We start from the raw sequence: 23,725 nt of genomic DNA on the forward strand, positions 1-23,725 counted from the left end.
ACAAAATTCCTGACACGTCCGGGGGATATATTTACATTGACGCCGTTGGTAAAGTATTTCCTGTCCAAGACGCCGTCACCATACGAAAAAGCGCTCTCCGTGCAATCCAGAGCAGAGCAGGCCCAGGCAATGCATCATCTATTGCTTGCAAATGCGCGGGCGGTCAGGAACTATCGCGAGGGAAAATTCCATGGAAAGATCGGTATTGCTCTGAATCTTTCCCCGTGTATCGACCCGGTTACACCAGATAGCTCGGCGGCGAATACCTGTAGTCTAGTTCATAATGGCTGGATTCTTGATGCTCTGTATAGAGGGGTTTATCCTGCCTCGATTGAGAGTAATTACCGGAAATATGCGCCATCATTCAAGCCATCCAAGAGTGAAATGCAGTCGATCATGCAAGGTCGGCCCGATTTCATCGGGGTGAACTACTATTCGCCGACCTTGGTGAAAAATGATGATTCGCAGCCCTTCGGGGTCGGCAATGTCGCTAATTCGGACAAATTTCCATCGTACAATGGTCCGGTGTCGCCGGCACATATGCTTCAATTGCTTCAGTGGCTAGACAAGAATTACGATCATCCCGAGATGATCATCACTGAGAATGGAGCTGGCTTTGGTGCATCTGACGAGAGGATGGGTACGGGCGTCGTGCTGGATCCATTGCGGGCGAAATATCTGGTGGGGCATGCGGACATTGTGGAGAAGGCGAGGGCGGAGAAAATTAATCTCAGCGGCTATCTTTTCTGGAGCTTTCTGGATAACTTCGAATGGCTATTCGGATATCAGAACAGATTTGGGCTTGTCAGCGTAAATTTCGATGATCCCTCACTGAAGCGCACTCCCAAGAGCAGCTATTTTGCCTATAAGGATTATATTTCTTCGTATAAAAAAAGAAATGGCTGCAAATAGAATGGTCGTTTGAATCTGGCCCGCCGCCACACGTCCTTTTTTTATTTTCCGAAAGGTGGCACCTCAAAGGCGCGGGCCAGATGTCTCTACCGTAACTTGCGGTGCATGTCCTTTTACAGCCTCCCTGGCCGTAGGATGAACTCCCACTGACCTGCTATTCGAATTAGTGAGTATGTTTCCGCTTTTTTTCGCGCTGCCCGGCCCAAGCGGTTGCCGTCATCATGGTCAGTGATGAGGTGAGACAACGCGGAGGCCAATGCAAGGTTGTCATTCACGGGTACCACGAGGGAGTCGTCATTTGAGCAAAGCAGCTCTCTTGGTCCAACTTTGCAGTTCGTTGATACCACTGGCAGCGCAAATGCCATTGCCTCAAGCAATACAAGTCCAAAGCCCTCATAGCGAGAACTCAGGCAGAAGATCGCGGCGTTTTTATAACATTGGTCGATGCTCGCGCTAATTCCGAGCATACTGACCGAACTCTCTATGCCGAGATTGCGGGCCGATATCTCCAGCGCTTGCCGTTCTTCGCCTTCACCGACGATCTCAAGCCGCCAGTCCGGGTGCCGGGGCGCAACCCATGCCCATGCATTCAGCAGCACGTCGAATCCCTTCGCATGCACCAGCCGGCCCACAGCCAGCACTGTTTTCGAATCGCGGCTGGCCGGCACCTCGGGAAATGGAAATGGCAGCGGGTTCGGAATGGCTTCGACACGGCAGCGCGGCGCCAGCGCGGTCAGCCACCGCTGCCGGTCGCGCTCCGTCAGCACCACCACCGCATCATCGAACCTCGCCGCCAGCCGCCGCGCAATCCGCCGCGCCGGCTTGCCGAGGTCCTCGTCGAAATGGCAGTGCTCCCAGGCAATCCGGCGCACGTTCAGCCCCAGCGTCGCCGGCAGCGTGAACAAGGTCAGCATGGTGTCGACGTCGATCAGCACGTCGATACCATGTCGCCTGACAAAGCGCCGGATGCCGGACACCGTGGCTAAGTAGGCCCGCTTGAACGACGGCCGCTGCGCGAACAGCGCGTGGTGCCTGACCGCCGGATGCAGGGCAAAGCAACTGCGCTCGTCCCACAGGCTCAGGATCAGCACCGGATAGCCGCGCTCGGCGAGGGCGTTGGCGATGACCGCGGTCATCCGCTCGGCACCTGCAAAGGCGTTGAGCGTGCCGGTCAGAAAGCAGATCGTCGGCAGCGTCTTCATGAGGATGAGGTGGCGAGCGCGGGGGCTTTCCTGCTGCGCCACCACAGCCACAGCCCGAATGCCACGGCCACGGCATTGCCGGCCGTATAGCCTCCGACCGCGCCCCAGGCGCCGTAGGCGGGCACCGTCACGAGGTCGAAGGCCAGCGTGACGCCGAATACCACGCCCCACTTGATGGCGATCCATTCGGGGCGCCGCAGGTAGACCGGCAGCAGCGTCAGGCCGACGTCGGCGAAGATCAGCGTCGACGAGAGCGCGGCGGCGCGCAGCAGCGATGCGGAGGACGAGAACGCGTGGCCGTACAGCAACTGGACGATCCACGGCGCGCCGATGGCGATCAGGATAGCGCCGCAGAGGCCGATCGCGGTCATGCCGATGGCGATGCGGGCGATGTTGGCGCGCGCGGTGGCGAACTCGGCCTTGCCGTACACGTAGATCGGCGCGACGCCGGCGGCCAGGATGGTGGCCACGACGGTGTAGTTGTCGAGTATCTGCATGCAGGCCGCATACGCGCCGAAGTCGGCCAGCGTCACCGCGGGCTGCAGTACCAGCTGGTCGATCCGGCGCGCGCCCATCATCAGCATGAAGCTGACCCAGAACAGCGCGCCGTTGCGCATGAGTTCGCGGGTGAGCCCGAAGTCGTACCGCAGGGGGCCGCGTTCCGCATGCGTCAGGTAATAGAGGGCCAGCAGGCCGGCGAGGATGACCGCTTCGGCGGCGAAGGCGCCGGCGAAGCCCGGCACGCTGTGCGTGCCCGCGGCGAACAGGGCCGCCACGAGGCCGGCCTTGACGGCCAGCGATGCCAGGCTGAACAGGGTGTTGGGCCGGTTGTTGGTGTGGGCCTGCATCCAGGCCACCACGATGCCGAACGGTTCGCGCAGCAGGATCGCGATGCCGAGCAGCAGCGCCGCGGCCCAGGTTTCGGCGGCGGGCCGCTGCAGCAGCAGGTAGCCGCACATCAGCAGGTAGCCGAGCACGGCGCCGCCGATCCGCAGCGAGAACGCGTGGGCAAGCAGCCGGTGCTGCGCCTGCGGCGACGGCGTGGCGACCAGCCTGGGCACGACGACTTCGCCGCCGCAGATCAGCGCGACCGAGGCGGCGATCAGCACCACGGCCTGCGCGTACTGGAAGTGGGCGAAGCCTTCGGGCCCGAGCGCGCGCGCGAGCATGGCGACGATGCCGATGCCGGCGGTGACCTGGATGCCGCGCTCGGCGAGCATCCAGAACAGGTTGCCTGCAACGCGGCGGCGCATCAGGCGGGCTCCGCGCAACGCGCGCCGCGCGCGGCGGCGAGGCTGGCGTAGCAGTCCAGCCACTGGCGGGCGACCGCCTCGATGCCGAAGCGCGCGGCGATGCGCTGGCGGCGCGCGGCCTGGGCTTCGGGCGAGCCGGCGCCGGCCTCGAGCGCGCGGCGCATGGCGGCGGACAGGGCGGCGGCGTCGCCCCGTGGGACGATCTGTCCCGCATCGCCGAGCATGTCGGCGACGCCGGGCGCATCGGTGGAGACGACCGGACAGCCGCATGCGAGCGCTTCGGCAATGACAAGCGGCATGCCTTCGATGCGCGAGGACAGGACGAACAGATCGGCCGCGCTCAGCAGTTCGGGAATGTCACGCCGCATGCCCAGCAGCGTGGCGCGGCCGGTCAGCCCGAGCCGGTCGATGGCGCTGGCCAGCGCGGCACGCTCGGGGCCGTCGCCGGCGATCGCCAGGTGCGGCGTGCGGTCGGACGACTCCGTTGTCATGTCGAGGCGGCTGAATGCTTCGAGCAGGAGGTCTTGCGCCTTCTCCGGGACCAGCCTGCCGACATTGAGGACCAGCCTCGCGCCGGGCGCGAGGCCGAGGGCGGCGCGCGTGGCCTGCCGCAGTTCGGGCCGCGGCCGGAAGCGGTCGATGTCGATGCCGTTCGGCACCACGACGATGCGCTCGGGTCGCACCGCGCCGGCATCGATCATGCCCTGGCGCCCGTCGGCGCTGACGTGGGTGGTGAGCGTGGCCCAGCGGTCGGTCAGCCGGTAGGCGAGCATGCGCAGCCGGCCGCCTTCGCGAAAGCTGTGCGCGGTGCAGACCACCGGCGGCGTGCGCGCGATGCGCGTGAGCGCGCGCGCGAACACGTTGGCGTGGACCATGTGCGCATGGATGACGTCGGGCCGCCAGTCCTGCACGAAGCCGCGCAGGCGCCACAGCGCGCGCGCCATCGACCACGGCGTCTTGCGCATGTCCAGGCAGAGCTGGGTCGCCGCCTCGGGCACGTCGACCTCGCGGCCGGGCGTGAGGCTGACGACTGCCACCGCATGGCCGAGCGCGATGAACTGCCGTGCCAGCGCGGCCACCTGCTGTTCGGCGCCGCCGAGTTTCAGGCCGGTGCCGAGCAGCAGGATGCGCATCGGCGGGCGGGGCTGGCCGGGATCGCGTGGCTGCTTCACCGCGCGCCATACCCCGTCAACAACGTCCGCAGCGTCTTCACCGCGATCAGCAGGTCCAGCGCGAACGAGCAGTGCTTGACGTAATACAGGTCGTAGCTGAGCTTGGTCACGGTCTCTTCATGCGTGCCGACGTAGCCCTGCTGCACCTGCGCCCAGCCGGACAGGCCGGGCCGCACGAGATGGCGGTAGGGGTAATAGGCGATGGTGCGGGCGAACTCCTCGACCATCGGCACCTGCTCGGGGCGCGGGCCGATCAGGCTCATGTCGCCGGCCAGCACGTTCCACAGTTGCGGGATCTCGTCCAGGCGGTACTTGCGGATGACGCGGCCCACGCGGGTGACGCGCGGATCGCGGCGCGCGGCGAACTGCGCCGGGGCGCCGGCGTCGTATCCCATGCTGCGGAACTTGAGCATGGTGAACGGCTTGCCGAACAGGCCGACGCGGGCCTGGCGGAACAGCACCGGGCCCGGCGACTCCAGCCGGATGGCGAGGCCCACGACGAGGCTCACGGGCAGCGCGACAGGCGCCAGGCACAGCACGGCGGCGAGGTCGATCGCGCGCTTGGCGAAGCTGTAGAAATAGTGGGCGGCGTAGTCGTCGAGGAAGTTCTCGTCGATGTGGGCCAGGCCGACGCGGCCGGTGAGCATTTCGCCGATGCGCTCCACCGAGTACATGCGCACGTGGCTGAGCTTGAACTGGGCCAGCACGCGGGTGCGCTCGGGGTCGGCGGTGGCGTTGCGGTCCAGCATGAGGCCGTCGCAATGCACGGCTTCGTCGAGCGAGCTGATGGCCTGGAAGCGCGTGGGGCTGGCCGGCGCGGCACCGGGCATGGCGAGGATGCGTTCGAGCTGCGCCAGCGTGGCGGCGTCGGTGTAGCCGAACACCGGCACGTAGTTGCGCACGAAGCGGCGGTAGCCGAACCAGATCCAGCCCAGCGTGGTGAGGTAGCTGAGCAGCAGCGCGCCGCGCGAGTATTCGAGGTGGAACGCGGCGAAGCCGAACAGCAGCGCGGCGAAGGGCAGCGTGGCGGCGAGGCCGACCAGGCTGTTGCCTTCCATCGCCGGCAGGTGCAGCGAGCGGTGCAGCAGCACGAAGGCGGACAGGTAGGGCAGCACCGACCACAGCAGCGTGCGGCTGAACACATGCGTGACCAGCCCGGTGTGGCGGGCGAACTCGGCCAGCGCGGCGTTGAGGCCGAACAGCAGCAGGCCGAACAGCGCCCACACCAGCATGCGGCTGGCGCGGCGAATGGTTTCCGATCCCCGCGAACGGGGTAATTGGGCGGCACGGCTCACGCTGTGGCTCTTGTTCATGTTCCGCTCGCTTTGCTGCGGGCCGCCGCGCGCGCGGCGGGGCGCCTGCCGGCCAGTGCCTGCTGGTAGACCGCCCAGGTGGCTTCGGCCATCGGCGCGAGGCCGAATTCGCGCGCCCAGCGCGCGCGCGCGGCCTGCCCGAGCGAGGCGCGCAGGCCGGCATCGCCGGCCAGCCGTTGCAGCGCGGCGGCCCAGGCTGCCTCGTCGTTGCCGGGCACCAGCAGGCCGCAGGCGCCGTCTTCGAGCTGCTCGCGGATGCCGGGTAGGTCGCTGGCGGCGACCGGCAGGCCCGCGCGCATGGCTTCCAGCACCGACAGCGGGAAGCCTTCGTGGTCGGAGGCCAGCATGAAGGCCTGGGCCGACGCCAGCAGCGCCGGCACGTCGGCCACCGCGCCGGCGAAGCGGACCCGGCCGGGCGCCACGGCTTCGGCCAGAGTACGCAGGGCATCCAGTTGCGGGCCTTCGCCGGCGATCACCAGTTCGCAATCGGGCAGCGCGGCGTGCGCGAACGCGCGGATCGCCAGGTCGGCGCGCTTGGGCGCGGCCAGGCGCGCCACCATGACGATGCGGCGCAGCGGCGCGTGCGGCGCGGCGCGCGCCGGCGTGTCGGCGATGCCGTTGCGGATCACGCTGATGTGCGACGTGGCGATCGGCAGCGACGCGGCCAGCTCGCGCTCGGCCTGCGCCACGCAGATCAGGCGCGTGGTGAGCGGGGCCAGCAGCCATTCCGCCGCGCGCGCGGCCAGGCGCTGGCGCGCGGGCGCGGCGGCCTTGAAGGCGAAGCCGTGCACGGTATAGACCACCGGCACGCCGAGCAGCCAGCCGGCCACCCGGCCGAGCGCGCCGGCCTTGGCGCTGTGCGTGTGGATCAGGTCGGGCGCGGCGGCGCGCAGCGCGCCCAGCAGTTGCCGGAACGCGGCCAGCGCGCGCAGCGGCGACAGCGCGTTGTCCAGCAGCGGCAGGCGCACGGTGCGCGCGCCCGCGGCGCGGGCGTGGTCGAGCAGCGGGCCGTTGCCGCCGGCCAGCAGCGTCGGTTCGATCCTGCCGCGCAGGGCTGTCAGCAGGTCGGCGACGTGCGTCTGCGCTCCCCCGATCTCGGAGTTCGTGATCAGGTAGGCAACGCGCGGACGGGAAGCGGGCAGGGAAGGTGGCACGGGCAAGGCACTAGGGGCGGCACGCCGGCAGTGGGCCGGCGCGTCCGCGGCGCCGATTTTTTCCGGCACAGCCGCACGATTATAACTGGCGCGTCATCCGCATTCCGGCAAAATACGGACTTTGGCGCGTTTGCCGCCGGCCCGCGGGCCGGTGCCGCCGCCGCGCACCGCCGGCCATTCAATCGACCACTCTCAGGATGTGACCCATGCAAGCTGATCCTTCCATTTTCAAGGCCTACGACATTCGCGGCATCGTTGGCAAGACCCTGACACGCGACGTGGCGCGCGCGATCGGCTTGTCCTTCGGCTCGGCCGCCGCCGAGCAGGGCGAGCGCGCGGTGGTGGTCGGCCGCGACGGGCGCCTGTCCGGGCCGGATCTGCTGGGCGGTCTGGTCGAGGGGCTGCGCGCCGCGGGCGTGGACGTGATCGACCTGGGCATGGTCGCCACGCCGATGGTCTACTTCGGCACCAACATCGAGCTGGCCGGCCGCCGCGCCGCCTCCGGCATCATGGTCACCGGCAGCCACAACCCGCCCGACTACAACGGCTTCAAGATGGTGCTCGGCGGCAAGGCCATCTACGGCGAACAGATCCAGGCGCTGCGCCAGCGCATCGAAGCCGGCCGGTTCGCCAGCGGGGCCGGCAGCTACGAGCAGGTCGACGTCCGCCAGCAGTACCTCGACCGCATCACCGGCGACGTCAAGCTGGCGCGCCCGATGAAGATCGCGCTGGATGCCGGCAACGGCGTGGCCGGCGCCTTCGTCGGCGACCTGTTCCGCGCGCTCGGCTGCGAGGTCACGGAGCTGTTCTGCGAGGTGGACGGCAATTTCCCCAACCACCATCCCGATCCGGCCCACGTGGAGAACCTGCAGGACCTGATGCGCTGCCTGCGCGAGACCGACTGCGAGCTGGGCCTGGCCTTCGATGGCGACGGCGACCGCCTTGGCGTCGTGACCAAGGACGGGCAGGTGATCTTCCCCGACCGCCAGTTGATGCTGTTCGCCGAGGAGATCCTGGCGCGCAACCCGGGCCAGCAGATCATCTACGACGTCAAGTGCACCGGCAAGCTGGCGCCGTGGATCCGCCAGCAAGGCGGCGAACCGCTGATGTGGAAGACCGGCCACTCGCTGGTCAAGGCCAAGCTCAAGGAAACCGGCGCGCCGCTGGCCGGCGAGATGAGCGGCCACGTGTTCTTCAAGGACCGCTGGTACGGCTTCGACGACGGCCTGTACACCGGCGCGCGCCTGCTCGAGATCCTCTCGAAGCACGCCGACCCGAGCGCGGTGCTCAATGCGCTGCCCAACTCCAACTGCACGCCCGAGCTGCAGCTCAAGTGCGCCGAGGGCGAGGCCTTCACGCTGCTCGACCAGATCCGCGCCAACGCGAAGTTCGACGGCGCGCGCGAGGTCATCACCATCGACGGCGTGCGCGTGGAATACGCCGACGGCTTCGGCCTGGCACGCCCGTCCAACACCACGCCGGTGGTGGTGATGCGTTTCGAAGCCGACAGCGATGCCGCGCTGGCCCGCATCCAGGCCGAGTTCAAGCGCGTGATCCTGGCTGAAAAGCCGGACGCGCAACTGCCGTTCTGAGCGGATGTCGCTGACCGCGCCCGCGAAGGGCGGAACGAGCAATGCGGGTGCGACGGGCGTAACGGGCGCGACAGACGCCGCAGGTGCGGTCGGCGAAGCCGCCGCGCCCTACGCGCTGCCCGCAAGGCCGCGCATCCTGGTGGTCAAGGTCTCGTCGCTGGGCGACGTGGTGCACAACATGCCGCTGGTGCATGACCTGCGCGCGCGCTGGCCGGAGTGCGAGATCGACTGGGTGGTCGAAGAAGGCTATGCCGACCTGGTGCGCCTGCTGCCCGAGGTGCGCCGGGTGATTCCGTTCGCGCTGCGGCGCTGGCGCAAGCGCGTCTACCAGGGCGCGGCCTGGCGCGAGATCGGCGCCTTCCGCCGCGCGCTGCGCGAGCAGGCCTACGATGCCGTGATCGAGACCCAGGGCCTGCTCAAGACCGCCGTGGTGGCGCGCGTGGCGCGCCGCCACGCGGGCGCGCCGGTGATCGGGCTGGGCAACGCCACGCAGGGCTCGGGCTACGAGCCGGCCGCGCGGTTGTTCTATACCGACCCGGTGACCGTGCCGCTGCAGACCCATTCGGTGCGGCGCTCGCGCCTGCTCGGCGCGGCGCTGACCGGCATCGCGCCGCCCGGGCCGCCGCGCTTCTTCGGCCCCGGCGCGCGCAGCCTGCATGTCGACGATCCGCTGTGGGCCGCTTTGCCCGCGCGCTACGCGGTATGCTTCCATGCCACCGCCGGCGCGAAGAAACGCTGGCCGCTGGCAAGCTGGCACGAACTCGGCCGCCGCCTGGCGGACGAGGGGCTGACCGTGCTGCTGCCGTGGGGCAGCGAGGCCGAGCGGCGCGCGGCGCAGGAGATCGCCGCCGGCGTGCCGGGCGCGCAGGTGCTGCCGCGCTTTTCCGTGATGCAGGGGTTCGGGCTCATCAACCGGGCCGAGGTGGTGATCGGCGTCGACACGGGGCTGGTCCATATCGCCGCCGCGCTGTGCCGGCCTACCGTGGAAATCTATACCGCCACGTGGCGCTGGAAGACAGAAGGCTACTGGTCGGACAGCATCGCCAATGTGGGCGACGACGGCGTGGTGCCGACCGTCGACGAGGTGCATGCCGCGGCCCGGCGCGTGCGCGGGGTGGTGGCCTGATGCTGCGTGCCCTCTACAATCTGCTGTGGCTGGTGGCGCTGCCGGTGGCGTTGCTGCGCCTGGTGTGGCGCGCGCGCAAGGAGCCCGGTTACGTGCAGCACGTGGGCGAGCGCCTGGGCGCCTATGGCAAGCTGTCCGCGGCTGGTCCCTGGCTGTGGGTCCACGCCGTGTCCGTCGGCGAGACGCGCGCGGCCCAGCCGCTGATCGAAGCGCTGCTGTCGCAGTATCCGGCTCACCGCCTGCTGCTCACGCACATGACGCCCACGGGCCGCCAGACCGGCGCCCAGCTGTTCGGCGCGCAGCCGCGCGTGACCCAATGCTACCTGCCCTATGACCTGCCCTGGCTGGTACGGCGCTTCCTGCGCTACTTCCGGCCGGCGGCGGGCATGCTGATGGAAACCGAGGTCTGGCCCAGCCTGGTGCGCGGCGCGCGCCTGGAGGGCGTGCCGCTGCTGCTGGTCAATGCCCGGCTGTCGCCGCGCAGCTACCGGCGCACGGCGCGCTTCGGGCGGGCCGCCACGGCGATGTACCGCGATTTCACCGAAGTGCTGGCGCAGACGCAGGGCGATGCCGAGCGCTTCCGCGCGCTTGGCCTGCCTTCCGTTGCCGTCACCGGCAATCTCAAGTTCGACATGCAGCCGTCCGAAGCCGGCCTGCGGCGCGGCCGCCTGCTGCGCGCGGGGTTTGACGGGCGCGCCGTGTTCGCCGCCACCAGCACGCGCGACGGCGAGGAGGCGCTGGTGCTGGAAGCGTTCGCATGCTGGCAGGCGCTGGCCGCGGCGGCGCCCGCAGCCGTGCCGCGCCCGGCCTTGCTGCTGGTGCCGCGCCATCCGCAGCGCTTCGACGAGGTCGCGGCGCTGGTGGCGCGCCACGGGTTCTCGCTCCAGCGCCGCAGCGCGCTTGGCGACGCCGCCGGCTGGGAACAGTCGGGTTTGCCGGAGCCGGTCACGGCGGACGTGCTGCTGGGCGACTCGATGGGCGAGATGGCGCAGTATTTCGCCGCCTCCGATATCGCCTTCATCGGTGGCAGCCTGCTGCCGCTGGGTGGCCAGAACCTGATCGAGGCCTGCGCGGCCGGCACGCCGGTGCTGATCGGCCCGCACACCTTCAACTTCGCGCAGGCGACCGAAGACGCCATCGCCGCCGGGGCCTGCCGGCGCGTGGCCGATGCCGACGACCTGATGCGCACGGCCGCGGCGGTGCTGGGCGATGCGCCCGGGCTGGCCGCCATGCGCGATGCCGCGCGCGCGTTCTCGGTGCTCCATCGCGGCGCCACGCAGCGGACCCTGGCCGCGCTGGCGCAGGTGATCCGCGCGGCGCGCTAGCGCAGGGCGCGGCATGTAGGCCGATGCCCGATGGGCCGCCGCCGCGCGCTTCGCTACACTGTTCCGCGTGAGGGCCGCTCCCGCGGCCCGCCGCAGGGCGGCGCGGGCAGGCCGCACGCCCCCCGGAACAGGAGTTACCAGATGCAGAATCCGCGGAATACCCGCCATCGTCACGTCCGCATGCCGGCCATGCGGGCAGCGCGCGCCGCCTCGGCCTTGCTGCTCGCCGCCGCCCTGGGCGCCTGCGCCACCGGCGCCGCGTCCGATTCGCCCGGCGCCGGCGCCAGCCTCAACCAGGCGCAGAGCGGCGGCCCCGGCCGCTGGGAACTGGTGCGCTGGCAGCAGCCGGACGGCACGCTCAGGCCGGTTCCGCATGGCGACAACGGCCAGCCCATCATCTTCGAGTTCAACCGCGGCATCGATGCCGCGCAAGGCACGGTGAGCGGCTACAGCGGCTGCAACCGCTTCACCGGCGGCTACGGCAAGACCGGGTCCGGCATGCGCTTCGACCGCCTGGCCGGCACGCGCATGGCCTGCATGCCGCCGCGCGGCGAGCTTGAAGCCGCGCTGCTCAAGGCCATGCAGTCGCCGTTCACCACCGTGGGCACGCAGCCGTCGGCGGGATCGACGGGGCGCCAGATCGTCTGGAAGACCGCCGACGGCGACCTGCTGCAGTTCGTCGAGCGCGAAGGGGTAGGCCGGCGCGGCGCCAGGGTCGACGCGCAGCAGGCGGGCGGCGTGGAAAAGACCGTCTACGTGGACTCGCAGCGCGTGGCGTGCAGCGGCATGGGCCGGCAGACCTGCTATCGCGTGAGGGAGAATCCGGACGGGCCGTGGTCGCTCTGGTACGGGCCGATCGAGGGGCTCGATTTCGAGCCGGGCGTGGCATACACGCTGCGCGTGCGGGAGACGCGGGTGGAGAACCCGCCCGCGGACGCTTCATCGATCCGCTGGCAACTGCTGGGCGTGGAGGCGCGCACGCGGGCGAATTGAGCTTGGGAGATGGACGCCCCCGCGGCGTCAGATGTTCAGCTACGCGGCGCCTGCGCGCCCGCAATGGCTTCCCGCCGCGGCGCGGGCCGCCGGCCGGCCGGTGCGCTCGCTGGCGCCGCCGTGCCCAGCTTTGCCCTCTCCGGCAACCTGTACATGGACCCCGGCACCGAAGTCAGCAGCGTATTGATCTGCACCACGTCGTCCTCGGCCAGCGCGCCGGTGGCCGCCTTCAGGCGCAGGCCGTTCATGATGGTGTCGTAGCGCGCTTTGGCCAGGTCGCGGCGGGTGGAGTACAACTGCGCTTCGGCGTTCAGCACGTCGATGTTGATGCGCACGCCCACCTCGTAGCCGAGCTGGTTGGATTCCACCGCGCTTTGCGCCGAGTGCTCGGCGGCTTCGAGCGCCTTGACCTGGGCCAGGCCGTTGGACACGCCGGAGTAGCTCTGGCGCGCGCTCTGGGCGGCGGTGCGGCGCGCGAACTCGAGGTCGCTGGCGGCCTTGTCGGCCAGCGCGATGGTTTCGCGCACGCGCGACTGGATCTGGCCGCCGCTGTAGATCGGCACGTTGAGCTGCACGCCGATCTGGCCGCTGTTGTAGCGGCTGGCGACGTTGACGGTCTGCGTGGTGGTGCCGGTGGCGTTGTTGAAGCCGTAGGAGGCGACCAGGTCGACCGTGGGCAGGTGGCCGGCGCGCGCCTTGTTGTATTCGCGCTGGGCCGTGTCGAGGTTGTAGCGGGCCAGGCCGACCTGCGGGTTGGTGTTCTCGGCCTGGCTGGCCCAGGTGTTCACGTCGGCCGGCATCGGGCCCGGCAGTTCGGCGGCGGGGCGCAGGCCGAGCAGTTCGTCGACCGGCTTGCCGGTGATCTGCTGCAGGTTGGCGCGCTTGATCTCGAGGTCGCTCTGCGCCGCGATCTCGGTGGAGATGGCGAGGTCGTAGCGGGCCTGGGCGTCGTTGGCGTCGGTGATGGTGGCGGTGCCGACCTCGAAATTGCGCTTGGCCTGCGCCAGCTGCTCGGCGATGGCCTTTTTCTGCGCGCCGGCCAGGTAGAGGTTGTCCTGCGAGGCCAGCACGTCGAAGTAGGCCTGCGAGGTGCGCGTGATGAGGTCGAGCTGCGCCTGGCTGAAGCTGACCTCGCCGGCCAGCGCGGCGAGCTCGCCCTGCTTGTAGGTTTCCCAGCGGTCCCAGCGGAACAGCGGCTGGGTCAGTTGCAGCGCCCAGTTGTTGCCGTTGAGGAAGCGGTCGCCGACGACCGGCGCGGACTGGTCGATCTTGGTGCGCGAGGCGCCCACCGCGCCGGCGATCTGCGGCAGCAGGCCGGCGCGCCCTTGCGGCAGCTTTTCCTGGCTGGCGGCGAGCTGCGCGCGGGCGCTGGCGAACTGCGCGTCGTTGGCCTGGGCATCGCGGTAGACCTGGAGCAGGTCGTCGGCGCCATGCGCGGCCGGCAGGTACAGCAGCGCGAGCAGCGGGGCCGCCAGTGCCAGGCGCGTCGCGGGCAGGCCACGCGCGGGGAACAGCGCAAACCTCAGCGCAAACCTCATGACATCTCCAGTCGGCCGGCCGGCGGGCGCGGCTTGCGTTTGCATCGATCAGCGTTCAAGGGGAGCGGCGCCGCCAGCCTGCCGGCGCCGCGATAAAGGACCAAAAAGGACGAAAGCGACTGCTGCGCGGTCAGTACTTCGGCATGGCCGGGTCTACCTGGCTGGCCCAGGCATCGATGCCGCCGCTCAGGTTGTAGACCTTGCCGAAGCCTTGCCGCTCGAGGAAGCCGGCCACCTGCATGCTGCGCATGCCGTGGTGGCAGATGCAGACGATGTCGGCGTCTTCGTCGAGCTCGGCGGCGCGCGCCGGGATCTGGCCCATCGGGATATGGGTGATGCCGGGCATGGCGCAGGTCTGCACCTCCCAGCCTTCCCGCACGTCGAGCAGCACCGGCGCCGGGCGGCCGGCGTCGGCCAGCCACTGCGCGAGTTCGGGAGCGTTGATGACCTGCATGTGGCCTGTCCCGTTCAGAAGTGAAAGCGCGACGGCTGCTCGGCGCCGGTCAGCGGCGCGACCACGGTCTCGAACAGGTTGACGGTCTTGTATTCGGTCTCGCTCACGCGCGTGATGATCTGCGCTTCCATCGCGGGCTGCGTGCCGACGAAGGCGGCGATGCGCCCGCCGACCTTGACCTGCGACAGGATCGAGGCCGGCACCGAGGGCAGGGCGCCGGAGATGCAGATCACGTCGTAAGGCGCGCCCGCGGCCCAGCCGGCGGCGGCATTGCCTTCGGCCACGTCGACGTTGGTCACGCCGGCGTCGGCGAGGTTCTTGCGGGCCAGCGCGGCCAGCTCCGGCAGGATGTCCACGGTCAGCACGTGGCGCGCGCGGTGGGCCAGCAGGGCGGCCATGTAGCCGGAGCCGGCGCCGATCTCGAGCACCTGCTCGTGCTTGCGCACGGCGAGTTCCTGCAGGATGCGGGCCTCGACGCGCGGCGCCAGCATGTTCTGGCCGCCCGGCAGGGGGATTTCCATGTCGACGAAGGCCAGCGCGGCATACGCCTGCGGCACGAATTGTTCCCGCTTGACCACGGCCAGCAGGTCCAGAATTTCCTGGTCCAGCACATCCCACGGGCGGATTTGCTGTTCGATCATATTGAATCGGGCTTTCTCGAGATCCATCTTGCCATTCCTTCCAGTGCCAACCGCTAGTTCAGTTCTGAGTCCGGCCGCGCGGTGCAAAGGGCCGGGGAAATCCATCCAAACCTGGGATTTTAACCCCTCGCCAAGGCAGTTGCGCGACGCGCATGGGCCGATTTGTGGCTCGCATGCCGCAATCCGGCCATCCCTTCGCCACGGCAGCGTTCTCGTGCTGGCCGCGCGCCTGGCCGTCCGCGCCGGTATCCGGTGGCGCCGATGCGCGCGATGTCCTGGCCGGCGCGCCTCGCCTTCGCGCGTACCAGCGCCTGCCGCACCTCGCCCGAGACCTTGTCCTCGCCCTTGTGCGAGGCCCGGCTGCGCTTCCCGCACCGGATCATTCGGTCTCCGGCGGCCGCGCCGGCGGGGCCGCCGCGTCCTGCTGCGTCTGGGTCCGCTCCAGCGCTGCGCGTTGTTCCTGCTGTTCCTGCAGCATCAATTCCCAGACGTAGGGCCCGACCTTGGGCGGCAGCGGCGTATCGCGCGCCGCGCCCGTGGTCAGGCCGAACAGCAGCATCTGCAGCAGGTTGTCGATGAACGCCTCGGGATCGATCTCGAGGTTCGAGAACGTCCCGAACCCGCGCTGCCACAGCATCAGGAACATCAGCGGCGCGCAGATCAGCGAGCTGGTGGGGTTGGCCGGCACCGCGCGCAACTCGCCGCGCGCCGTGCCGCGCGCCAGCACGCGGGCGAACAGCTCGTCTCCCGGCACCGTCACTTCCTCGTGGTAGAAGCGGGCGATGTCGGGGAAGTGATTCGCCTCGGCCATGATGAGCTTGGTCAGCCCCGCCACCGGCGTGGCGCCGATCAGGCCCCACCAGCCGCGCAGCAGTTCGCGCAGCAGCTCGGCGGTGCTGCCCTCGAAGCGCTCCACCAGGTCGACCCCGCGGGCCAGCGCGGGCCCCAGGTTCTCCCGCACCACCGTCTTGAACAGCTCTTCCTTGTTGGCAAAGTACAGATACACCGTGCCCTTGGACACGCCCGCCGCCGCCGCGACATCCTCCAGACGGGTGGCGGCGTAGCCGCGTTCGACAAACAGCTCGAGCGCCGCGGCCACCAGTTCCTGCGGGCGCGCGGCCTTGCGGCGGGCCCAGCGCTTGGGGTTCGCCGCGGCTTGATTCTGGTCTGGGGACTTGTTCACTTGGGGCGCGGCGCGCCTGGGCCGGCGCGTTCTTGGCGAGACATGTCGATAAATAACCCTTGGGTCAGTAATGTAGTGGAGCGGAGGGGAGGCGGTCAAGCCGGCATGCACGCCATCGCCACCCCGTCCGAGGGGTGCCGCGGCGCGGTGCGACGCAACAGGCTTGGGGCACAATACGGCCTGCCGGATCCGCTCCGTGCCCGAACCTTTGCCATGTCCGCCCAGCCTGAACTCTCCTGCCGCCCCGATTGCGGCGCTTGCTGCACCGCGCCGTCGATCACGTCGCCTATCCCCGGCATGCCGCACGGCAAGCCGGCCGGCGTGCCGTGCGTGCAACTGCTGCCGGACCGCCGCTGCGCGATCTTCGGGCAGCCTTCACGGCCGGCGTTCTGCGCGGGGCTCAGGCCCGCCGCCGACATGTGCGGCACCTCGCGCGGGCAGGCGCTGGCATGGCTGGCGCGCCTGGAAGCCGCCACGGCGCCCGCGCCGGACGCCGCGGTCCGCCGAATGCAAGGAAACCAATGATGGTCACGATGACTCGCCGGCGCTGGCTGGCAGCAACCGGCACCGCCGCGCTCGCCGCCGCGATGGCGGGCTGCGCCATGTTCGGCAACGACTACACCTTCTCGCAAAGCCAGTTGCAGGCCGCGCTGGAGCGCAAGTTTCCGTTCAACAAGCGCTACATGGAGCTGTTCGACATCCAGCTCGCCAACCCGCGCCTCACGCTCGACGCCGAGCGCAACCGCGTGAACGTGCAGTTCGACGCCACCATCGACAACCGCCTGTTCTTCAGCCAGCCGCTGGCCGGCCGCTTCGCGCTCGACAGCGGCTTGCGCTACGACGCGCCCAGCCGCTCGCTGGTGCTGCAGGACCCGCAGGTGCAGCAGTTCGACGTCAGCGGCCTGCCGCAGCAGTTCACGCGCCAGCTCAACGCGCTGGGCGGCATCCTGGCCGAGCAGTTGCTGCAGGGCTATCCGCTCTATACCTTTCGCCCCGACCAGTTGCGCCTTGCCGGCAGCAGTGTCGAGCCCGGTACAATCACCGTCTTGCCGGACGGGATCAACGTCAAGATCAACCGCCCGTGAGCGTCGCGCGCGGCTGACCGCGGGCGCGTCCGCGGCGTCTTCATGGCGCGGCGGTTTTCCCCTGGCGGCCTTTCGACGATTCTCCGGTTTCTTTTCTTTTCATTCCTTCGCCCCAACCAACCAGCATGGATATTGCGCTCGCCCTGAAAGCCGTGATCCTCGGCATCGTCGAAGGACTGACCGAGTTCCTGCCCATCTCCAGCACTGGCCACCTGATCCTGGCCGGCCAGCTGCTCGACTTCAACGACGAGAAAGGCAAGATCTTCGAAATCGTGATCCAGTTCGGCGCCATCCTCGCCGTGTGCTGGGAATTCCGCCACCGCATCACCAGCGTGGTGGGCGGGCTGGCCAGCGACGAGAAGGCGCGCCGCTTCGCCGTCAACGTGATCGTCGCCACGGTGCCGGCGATCGTGCTGGCGCTGGTGTTCGGCAAATGGATCAAGGCCCATCTGTTCAACCCCGTCACCGTGGCCACCGCCTTCATCGTCGGCGGCGTGGTGATCCTGTGGGCCGAATGGCGCGAGGCGCATCGCGGCCGCGTCTCGCACCCGGCCGGCAACGCGCTGCTGGAAGCCGCCAAGGCCGGCGCGCCGCGCATCGAGTCGGTGGACGACCTCAACTGGCGCGACGCCGTCAAGGTCGGCCTGGCGCAATGCTTCGCGCTGATCCCGGGCACCTCGCGCTCCGGCGCCACCATCATCGGCGGCATGCTGTTCGGGCTGTCGCGCCAGGTGGCGACCGAGTTCTCGTTCTTCCTGGCGATCCCGGTGATCTTCGGCGCCACCGTCTACGAGCTGTACAAGGCCCGCGCGCTGCTGTCCGCCGACGATCTCGGCGTGTTCGCGGTCGGCTTCGTGTTCGCGTTCCTGTCGGCCTTCCTGTGCGTGCGCTGGCTGCTGCGCTTCGTCGCCACCCACGACTTCAAGCCGTTCGCGTGGTACCGCATCGTGTTCGGCGTGATCGTGCTGATCACCGCCTACACGGGGATGATCGCCTGGCACGCCTGAAGCGGGCGGCTGGCGCGAGCGCAAAAAAAAGCGTGGCTGCAAGTAGCCACGCTTTTTTCATTGGCTCGACGCCAGGCCCATTTCAGGCCCGCTAGGCCTGTTCTAGGCCCGCTTGCGGAACACGACATCCCACACCCCGTGCCCGAGCCGCACGCCGCGGCGCTCGAACTTGGTGACGGGGCGATAGTCCGGCCGCGGCGCGAAGCCGCCCGGCGCATCCGAAGTGTTCTCCAGCGCCGGCTCGCCCGACAGCACTTCCACCATCTGGTGGGCGTACTCCTCCCAGTCCGTCGCGCAATGCAGGTAGCCGCCCGGCTTGAGCCGGCTCGCCAGCAGCTTCACCAGCGGCGGCTGCACCAGGCGGCGCTTGTTGTGGCGCTTCTTGTGCCAGGGATCGGGGAAGAAGATGTGCACGCCGTCCAGGCAGCCGTCGGTCAGCATGTGCGCGATGACCTCGACCGCATCGTGCGGCATGATCCGCACATTCTCGATGCCACGCTCGCCGATCAGCTTGAGCAGCGCGCCCACGCCCGGCTCGTGCACCTCGCAGCCCAGGAAGTTGTCCTGCGGGCGCAGCTGCGCGATATGCGCGGTGGTCTCGCCCATGCCGAAGCCGATCTCCAGGATCGCCGGCGCGGCGCGGCCGAACGTGGCTTCCCAGTCCAGCGGCTGCGGCGCGTAGGGCAGGATGAAACGCGGGCCCAGGTCGTCGATGGCGCGCTGCTGCCCGGTGGAAGTCCGCCCCGCGCGGCGCACGAACGAGCGGATGCGGCGCGGATGCGCCACGGCGGCGGCCTGGTCGGGCGCGTTGCCGGCATCGTCGGCCGGCGTCGGGTCGGAACTGGGGTCTTGGGGAAGCATGGCAACAAAAAAGCCGCCGGGCGAAGCCTGGTCGGTCGATGACCAGGTGGCGAAGGCGGCTCGTCTCAATTCGAGGTGGAGCGGGCGATGGGAATCGAACCCACGTCTTTAGCTTGGGAAGCTAAGGTAATGGCCATTATACGACGCCCGCTAAGGCATGACAGGCGCGGATTCTAGCATAACTCGCGCATGGGAAGCATCGGCGCGACCTGTGCCGTTGGCCTGTGAGCCGATGGTGCCGGCGTCGGGCCCGGCGTCATGTACCTTGATGCCATCGGCGTCTTGCGCCGGTCGGCTTGTCCGCCTCGGCAATGGCCTGATCCGGATGCGAATATCCCCTGCCTCGGCGTCACGATTCCTTACAGTCGGCGCGCGCTCGGGCCGGTATTCTCCGCATCAAGCATACCTTCGAGAATAGACACCATCATGAAATCCCTTCTTGCCTTGTTCATTGCCTGCGGTGCCCTGCTCAGCGGCTGCGTGGTGGCGCCGTATGACGACCACGGCGGCGGTCAGGGCAACGGCGGCTGCCCTCCCGGACAGGCGAAGAAGGGGAATTGCCGCGTGGATCAGTACGGCAACGAATCGTTCTGCCCGCCCGGGCAAGCGAAGAAGGGCCGCTGCTGACGCGGGTATCCGGCGGCGCGCTTGCGCGCGCCGAACCAAGGCACGTCACGCCGCCTGGGCCGCCATGCGCCGCCTGGCGTGGTGATCATCGCCCGGGCCGGCCAGTTCGCGGTATCACCCGGATGAGCGCTTCGGCAACTGGCGACAGCGATTCGGCGTGCGGGTACACCAGATCCGCGACGATGGGCGCCGCCTGTTCCACCGGCAGGATGCGGAAGCGCGCGCCGGGCCAACCGCGCAGCAGGAACTCGTCCACCAGCGCGATGCCGGCACCCGCATGCACCAGCGCGCAGGCCGTATGAGGCAAGCCGGCTTCGATCTCGATGCGCGGGGTCTCGCCTATCTCCGCGTACAGGTTGTCGATCCGCTGGCCGAAAGGGGTGTCGTGCGGATACGCGATCAACGGATAGGGCAGAAGGTCGGCGACACTCACCGACGAGCGCGCCGCCAGCGGGTGCGAGGGCGGGCAGATGCATACCAGCCGGCTCGCCGCCAGGGGCGAGGTGCGCAAACTGGGATGCTCCATCGGCAATGTGGAAATGCCCAGGTCGATCTGCCGGCCCAGCAACTGCTCCTTGAGCCGGGCGTGGGTCATGCAATGGAAATGGATGCGAACTTCCGGATTGCCGATGTGGAACTCGGCGATGGCCTGGGGCACCAGCATCTGCCCGACACTCGGGCTGGAGCCGATGCTGATCAGGCCGTGCCGGCGCTCGGCCAGTTCATGGACGAGATCGCCGATGCGTTCCACGCCCCGGTAGACGAGCTGCACCTCATGGTAGAGCCGCCGCGCTTCCGCGGTGGGATGCAGGCGGCCCTTGACCCGTTCAAAGAGCGGAAAGCCGAGCCGGCTCTCGGTGTACGACAGCATGCGGCTGACCGCCGGCACCGAGACATGCAGCAGCCGCGATGCGTCGCTGACGGACCCGGTGCTCATCACCGCGCGAAAGACCTCGATCTGCCGCAGGTTCATCGCCTGGCACCCGCCGCCGGGAGCAAGCCGGCGGGGAAAACCGCCTGAGTGAAAATCACGTTCATCGCCATGTCGGGCTTTGTCTGGACATTGTTCTCGACCCGGTCAGCCACGTCCATGCTGAACCGGCATGCGCCATGCCGACGAGCATCATACCGGCAACCCGCCGGCCTGCCCGGCCGCGCCGCCCTCACCCGACAGCGCCGCCACGACCGAGCGCGGACGGCGCCGGCGCGCGCCTGGAGGACATCGTTCTCCTGAACGCCCGCCCCGAAATCATGACCGGCCCCAACAACATGGCGGCCGCCCGCGCGGGCGGCGTGACCATCAACTTCGCATGCGCGCCGGATAACCTTCAGGCGCGCCCGCCGCCAACGCGGAACACCGCCACCGCCGCCGACAGCCTGTGCGCCTGCTCTTCCAGCGAGCCGGCCGCGGCGGCGGCCTGTTCGACCAGCGCGGCGTTCTGCTGCGTCACTTCGTCCATCTGCGCGACGGCGATGTTGACCTGATCGATGCCGCTGCTCTGCTCGGCGGAGGCGGCGGCGATCTCGTTCATGATGTCGCTGACACGGGTGATGGCGCCGACGATCTCGGTCATGGTCGAACCGGAGCGCTCGACCAGTTGCGCGCCGGCTTCGACGCGCGTGGTGGAGGCGCCGATCAGGCCCTTGATTTCCTTGGCCGCGCCGGCGCTGCGCTGCGCCAGCGAGCGGACTTCGCCGGCGACCACCGCGAAGCCGCGGCCCTGCTCGCCGGCGCGGGCGGCTTCGACCGCGGCGTTGAGGGCGAGGATGTTGGTCTGGAAGGCGATGCTTTCGATCACGCCGACGATGTCGCCGATCTGGCGCGAGTGCGTCACGATGTCCTGCATGGTGCCGACCACCTGCTGCGTGAGTTCGCCGCCCTGCGCGGCCAGCCCGGAGGCGCCGTGCGCGAGCTGGCTGGCCTGGCGGGCGTTCTCGGCGGTCTGCTTCACGGTGGAGGTGAGCTCTTCCATGCTGGCGGCGGTCTGTTCGAGCGACGCGGCCTGTTCCTCGGTGCGCTGGGACAGGTCGGTGTTGCCCGCGGAGATCTCGCGCACGCCGACGTTGATCGACTCGCTGCCGCTGCGCACGGTGCCGACCGTGTCGATCAGCGATGCCTGCATCTTCTGCAGCGCCGCGCCGAGCTTGCCCATTTCGTTGTCGCTGGTGACGGCCACGCGCCCGGTCAGGTCGCCGGCGGCGATGCGCTGGAACTGCGCGATGGCGGCGTTGACCGGATCGACGATGGCGCGCATCAGCGCCGCGCGCCCGGCCCACGCCAGCAGCAGCGAGACGGCCAGGCCGGCGGCGACCGCGATGCTGACCGCCTTGAAGCGGCTCTGCGCCTGTTCATAGCGTTGCGCGCCGCGGTCGAGCTGGAGCTTTTCCAGCGCCAGCATGGATTTCTCGAAGGCGCCGTAGAGCGGCGGCAGCTTGTGGGCCTGCAGTTGCAGGAAGGCCTGCCGGTCGCCGCCCTTGAGCGCGGCCAGCGCCGGCTCCACGCCTTCGGCAAGGAACTTCGCGCGCTTTTCCTGCATGTCCTTGATCAGGCGCTGCTCTTCCTCGCCGCTGCCGGCCGAGGCGAGGTAGTGCGCCTGGCGCTCGTCGGCCGCCTTCAGGTACTGGCCGGACCGCGCGAGCACGGCGCTGGCGCCTTCCTGGTTATTCAGCTCGGTGAGCGAGGCGTAGGTCGCCAGTGCCAGGCGCAGGCGCAGCAACTGGCCGGCGCTGCCTTCGAGGTCGGCCACGGCGGGCGTGTCGACGGTGTACATCTGCTTGAGCGATTCGTTGCCGGCGTGCATGGACAGCAGTCCCGCCGCGGCCCCGACCATCAGGGCAAAGCCGAACAGGGCGACCATGAGGCTGAGATAGCCCCGGATGGACAGTTGCTTCAACATTGTCTTCCTCTCCTTGGATACAGCGTTCTTGTGTCCGCTGCCGCGCGGCACAAGGACCGCGGCACGGAAAACGCCTCTGATTGCGGGGGGCGCTATTTCGGTCTACGGCTGTGGAGGAGGAAAACTGAAGCGGCTTCGGGCAGGTGGCTGCAGGCGCGCGGGCGGCCGGATGTCACGCCAGGATGCGCAGGCGGCACACGGCGGTCTCTTCCTGTCCCGGCGCGAGCCAGCGCAGCCCGGTGCCGTGGTGGATGGCATTGGGCAGGCCGAGCCACGGTTCCACGCAATAGAAGTCGGCGTCGGCGTGCTCGGACCAGGTGGTGACGGCGAACCACGGCGCGGCTGCGGGCGCGTCCGGCGCGTCTGGCAAGGCCGGCGTGTCCAGTTCGATCGCCAGCCGGCGGCCACGCGGGGCCGCCGCGTTGGGCGGCATGGCGAGGATGCAGGCGCGCGGCGCGGCGTGCGGCGCGGTGTGCGATTCACGCAGCACGTGGAAGGTGTCCTGCAGGCGCGCATCGTCGAGCGAGTAGGACGCCGCGCCGGCACCGAGGGCATCCAGCGCGCCGTCGGCGCGCTGGCGCATCAGGTCGGCGTCGGGCATCTCCAGCACGGCCGCGCCGCGCGCTTCATGCGCGAGCGCGAAATAGAAATGGTGGCCGGCGTAGTACGGCAGCGGCTGCGTGCCGGTATTGCGCGTGCGCAGCGTGGCTTCGAGTCCGTCCTCGAGCAGGCGGTAGCCGGCTTCGAACGCGAATTCGAACGGGTAGCCCGCGCGCGTGGCGTCGCTGGCGCGCAGCGTCATCGCGATGTGGCTGCCGGCGTCGTACTGCGTGAGCGCGAATGGCAGGTCGCGCGCGAAGCCGTGGCTGGGCAGGGCGCGCACCGCGCCGTTCGCGTCGCGCCAGGCGCCCGGCGCGCCGTCGACGAAATGCCGGGCGATGAAGGGGAACAGCAGCGGATTGCCGCCGCGCACGCGCGCCGGCTGGGACCAGTCGGCCGGGTCGGGCCAATGCAGGATGTCTTCGCCGCGATGCACCCAGCGCACCAGGCGCGCGCCGGCCCGCGGGGCCAGCAGCAGATAGTTGTCGTGGCCGCCGACGCGGACCAGGTCCTGGCCCTGGAACTGCGTGAAGGAGGGAGCGGGGGAAGAGGTGGCGGGGGCTTGCATGTGGCGCGGGGTCTCGGGCAACGGTGAGGCGGGCGGGGGCGGAAGCGGCGATGCATGGCAATCATAACCGCAGCACCGCGCCGGTGCCGCGGCGCGGGCGGTGTGCGCGCCGGGCGCCCAGCGCGGGTGCATGCGTTGGGTGTGCCACGGCGCGCGGCGCGCCGGCGGCGCCGGGCGCTTCACATTTGTCCGCGTGGCGGCGCGCCTTGCGCGCCGTGGCCC

Annotated in this window: 21 protein-coding genes, 1 tRNA gene and 1 pseudogene; 9 read left to right on the plus strand and 14 right to left on the minus strand. The window is 69.3% G+C overall.

Annotated features, from left to right (window positions below):
• Positions 1 to 912 (plus strand): family 1 glycosylhydrolase (locus K206_RS41750; RefSeq protein ID WP_155888155.1); only part of this gene is annotated, 912 nt, incomplete at its 5' end.
• A 113-nt stretch (positions 913 to 1,025) separates the two neighbouring features.
• Here the strand turns inward: K206_RS41750 and K206_RS0120265 are convergent.
• Genes K206_RS0120265 through K206_RS0120285 form a run of 5 tightly spaced genes read right to left on the minus strand, consistent with a single transcriptional unit; the run spans position 1,026 to position 7,012 of the window.
• A complete protein-coding gene (locus tag K206_RS0120265; protein WP_020204219.1) occupies positions 1,026 to 2,114 on the minus strand; it encodes a glycosyltransferase family 4 protein in 1,089 nt (362 codons plus the stop codon).
• Positions 2,111 to 3,367 (minus strand): lipopolysaccharide biosynthesis protein, encoded by a 1,257-nt coding sequence (locus K206_RS0120270; protein ID WP_020204220.1) that lies wholly within the window; start codon positions 3,365 to 3,367, stop codon positions 2,111 to 2,113. Before K206_RS0120270 ends, K206_RS0120265 begins: the two co-directional genes overlap by 4 nt.
• A complete protein-coding gene (locus K206_RS0120275; RefSeq protein ID WP_020204221.1) occupies positions 3,367 to 4,500 on the minus strand; it encodes a glycosyltransferase in 1,134 nt (377 codons plus the stop codon). The genes K206_RS0120270 and K206_RS0120275 overlap by 1 nt, the downstream gene beginning before the upstream one ends.
• 35 nt (positions 4,501 to 4,535) lie before the next feature.
• Positions 4,536 to 5,852 carry a sugar transferase gene (locus K206_RS0120280; RefSeq protein ID WP_029043859.1) on the minus strand — a complete coding sequence of 439 codons (1,317 nt, stop codon included), beginning with the start codon at positions 5,850 to 5,852 and terminating at the stop codon, positions 4,536 to 4,538.
• Positions 5,849 to 7,012 (minus strand): glycosyltransferase family 4 protein, encoded by a 1,164-nt coding sequence (locus K206_RS0120285; protein WP_020204223.1) that lies wholly within the window; start codon positions 7,010 to 7,012, stop codon positions 5,849 to 5,851. Before K206_RS0120285 ends, K206_RS0120280 begins: the two co-directional genes overlap by 4 nt.
• A gap of 200 nt (positions 7,013 to 7,212) precedes the next feature.
• Between K206_RS0120285 and K206_RS0120290 the strand changes: the two genes are divergently transcribed.
• The 4 genes from K206_RS0120290 to K206_RS0120305 all read left to right on the plus strand — a co-directional run bounded on the left by K206_RS0120290 (position 7,213) and on the right by K206_RS0120305 (position 12,042).
• Positions 7,213 to 8,598: a phosphomannomutase/phosphoglucomutase gene (locus K206_RS0120290; RefSeq protein ID WP_020204224.1), complete on the plus strand. Its 1,386-nt coding sequence runs from the start codon at positions 7,213 to 7,215 to the stop codon at positions 8,596 to 8,598.
• A gap of 4 nt (positions 8,599 to 8,602) precedes the next feature.
• The gene (gene waaC, locus K206_RS0120295) at positions 8,603 to 9,724 is read left to right on the plus strand and encodes a lipopolysaccharide heptosyltransferase I (RefSeq protein ID WP_020204225.1); all 1,122 of its coding nucleotides are present in this window, start codon (positions 8,603 to 8,605) and stop codon (positions 9,722 to 9,724) included.
• Positions 9,724 to 11,049, plus strand: a complete 1,326-nt coding sequence (gene waaA, locus K206_RS0120300; RefSeq protein WP_020204226.1) for a lipid IV(A) 3-deoxy-D-manno-octulosonic acid transferase — start codon at positions 9,724 to 9,726, stop codon at positions 11,047 to 11,049. Before waaC ends, waaA begins: the two co-directional genes overlap by 1 nt.
• 180 nt (positions 11,050 to 11,229) lie before the next feature.
• Positions 11,230 to 12,042: an META and DUF4377 domain-containing protein gene (locus tag K206_RS0120305; RefSeq protein WP_020204227.1), complete on the plus strand. Its 813-nt coding sequence runs from the start codon at positions 11,230 to 11,232 to the stop codon at positions 12,040 to 12,042.
• Positions 12,043 to 12,077: 35 nt separating this feature from the next.
• Here K206_RS0120305 and K206_RS0120310 read toward each other — a convergent pair whose 3' ends face one another.
• The 4 genes from K206_RS0120310 to K206_RS0120325 form a co-directional block, all read right to left on the minus strand.
• A complete protein-coding gene (locus K206_RS0120310; protein WP_020204228.1) occupies positions 12,078 to 13,580 on the minus strand; it encodes a TolC family outer membrane protein in 1,503 nt (500 codons plus the stop codon).
• 130 nt (positions 13,581 to 13,710) lie between these two features.
• Entirely contained in the window at positions 13,711 to 14,034 is a 324-nt protein-coding gene (locus K206_RS0120315) for a rhodanese-like domain-containing protein (protein ID WP_020204229.1), read from the minus strand.
• Between the two features lie 14 nt (positions 14,035 to 14,048).
• Positions 14,049 to 14,702 carry a protein-L-isoaspartate O-methyltransferase gene (locus K206_RS0120320; RefSeq protein ID WP_029043861.1) on the minus strand — a complete coding sequence of 218 codons (654 nt, stop codon included), beginning with the start codon at positions 14,700 to 14,702 and terminating at the stop codon, positions 14,049 to 14,051.
• Positions 14,703 to 15,054: 352 nt separating this feature from the next.
• The gene (locus K206_RS0120325) at positions 15,055 to 15,858 is read right to left on the minus strand and encodes a TetR/AcrR family transcriptional regulator (RefSeq protein ID WP_020204231.1); all 804 of its coding nucleotides are present in this window, start codon (positions 15,856 to 15,858) and stop codon (positions 15,055 to 15,057) included.
• A gap of 213 nt (positions 15,859 to 16,071) precedes the next feature.
• Here K206_RS0120325 and K206_RS38825 point away from each other — a divergent pair, with 213 nt between their 5' ends.
• The 3 genes from K206_RS38825 (at position 16,072) to K206_RS0120340 (ending at position 17,950) form a co-directional block, all read left to right on the plus strand.
• On the plus strand, positions 16,072 to 16,383 hold the full coding sequence (locus K206_RS38825) for a YkgJ family cysteine cluster protein (RefSeq protein WP_043366938.1): 312 nt from the start codon (positions 16,072 to 16,074) through the stop codon (positions 16,381 to 16,383).
• Positions 16,383 to 16,943, plus strand: a complete 561-nt coding sequence (locus tag K206_RS0120335) for a DUF1439 domain-containing protein (protein ID WP_020204233.1) — start codon at positions 16,383 to 16,385, stop codon at positions 16,941 to 16,943. The genes K206_RS38825 and K206_RS0120335 overlap by 1 nt, the downstream gene beginning before the upstream one ends.
• Before the next feature lie 125 nt (positions 16,944 to 17,068).
• On the plus strand, positions 17,069 to 17,950 hold the full coding sequence (locus K206_RS0120340; RefSeq protein ID WP_020204234.1) for an undecaprenyl-diphosphate phosphatase: 882 nt from the start codon (positions 17,069 to 17,071) through the stop codon (positions 17,948 to 17,950).
• A gap of 102 nt (positions 17,951 to 18,052) precedes the next feature.
• Here K206_RS0120340 and trmB read toward each other — a convergent pair.
• Both trmB and K206_RS0120350 read right to left on the minus strand, forming a co-directional pair.
• A pseudogene (gene trmB, locus K206_RS0120345) lies at positions 18,053 to 18,915 on the minus strand (tRNA (guanosine(46)-N7)-methyltransferase TrmB).
• Positions 18,888 to 18,962: transfer RNA gene (locus K206_RS0120350), tRNA-Gly, on the minus strand. Before K206_RS0120350 ends, trmB begins: the two are co-directional and overlap by 28 nt.
• Positions 18,963 to 19,237: 275 nt before the next feature.
• Between K206_RS0120350 and K206_RS0120355 the strand changes: the two genes are divergently transcribed.
• The gene (locus K206_RS0120355) at positions 19,238 to 19,438 is read left to right on the plus strand and encodes a hypothetical protein (RefSeq protein WP_043366939.1); all 201 of its coding nucleotides are present in this window, start codon (positions 19,238 to 19,240) and stop codon (positions 19,436 to 19,438) included.
• A gap of 85 nt (positions 19,439 to 19,523) precedes the next feature.
• On the opposite strand, the gene K206_RS0120360 is transcribed toward K206_RS0120355, so the two are convergent.
• The 3 genes from K206_RS0120360 to K206_RS0120380 all read right to left on the minus strand — a co-directional run bounded on the left by K206_RS0120360 (position 19,524) and on the right by K206_RS0120380 (position 23,503).
• A complete protein-coding gene (locus tag K206_RS0120360) occupies positions 19,524 to 20,411 on the minus strand; it encodes a LysR family transcriptional regulator (protein WP_020204237.1) in 888 nt (295 codons plus the stop codon).
• Between the two features lie 355 nt (positions 20,412 to 20,766).
• The gene (locus K206_RS38830; protein WP_020204240.1) at positions 20,767 to 22,335 is read right to left on the minus strand and encodes a methyl-accepting chemotaxis protein; all 1,569 of its coding nucleotides are present in this window, start codon (positions 22,333 to 22,335) and stop codon (positions 20,767 to 20,769) included.
• 172 nt (positions 22,336 to 22,507) lie between these two features.
• The gene (locus K206_RS0120380) at positions 22,508 to 23,503 is read right to left on the minus strand and encodes a hypothetical protein (protein WP_020423853.1); all 996 of its coding nucleotides are present in this window, start codon (positions 23,501 to 23,503) and stop codon (positions 22,508 to 22,510) included.
• Positions 23,504 to 23,725 lie beyond the last annotated feature (222 nt).

This window comes from Cupriavidus sp. WS (assembly GCF_000395345.1).
GTDB lineage: Bacteria > Pseudomonadota > Gammaproteobacteria > Burkholderiales > Burkholderiaceae > Cupriavidus > Cupriavidus basilensis_B.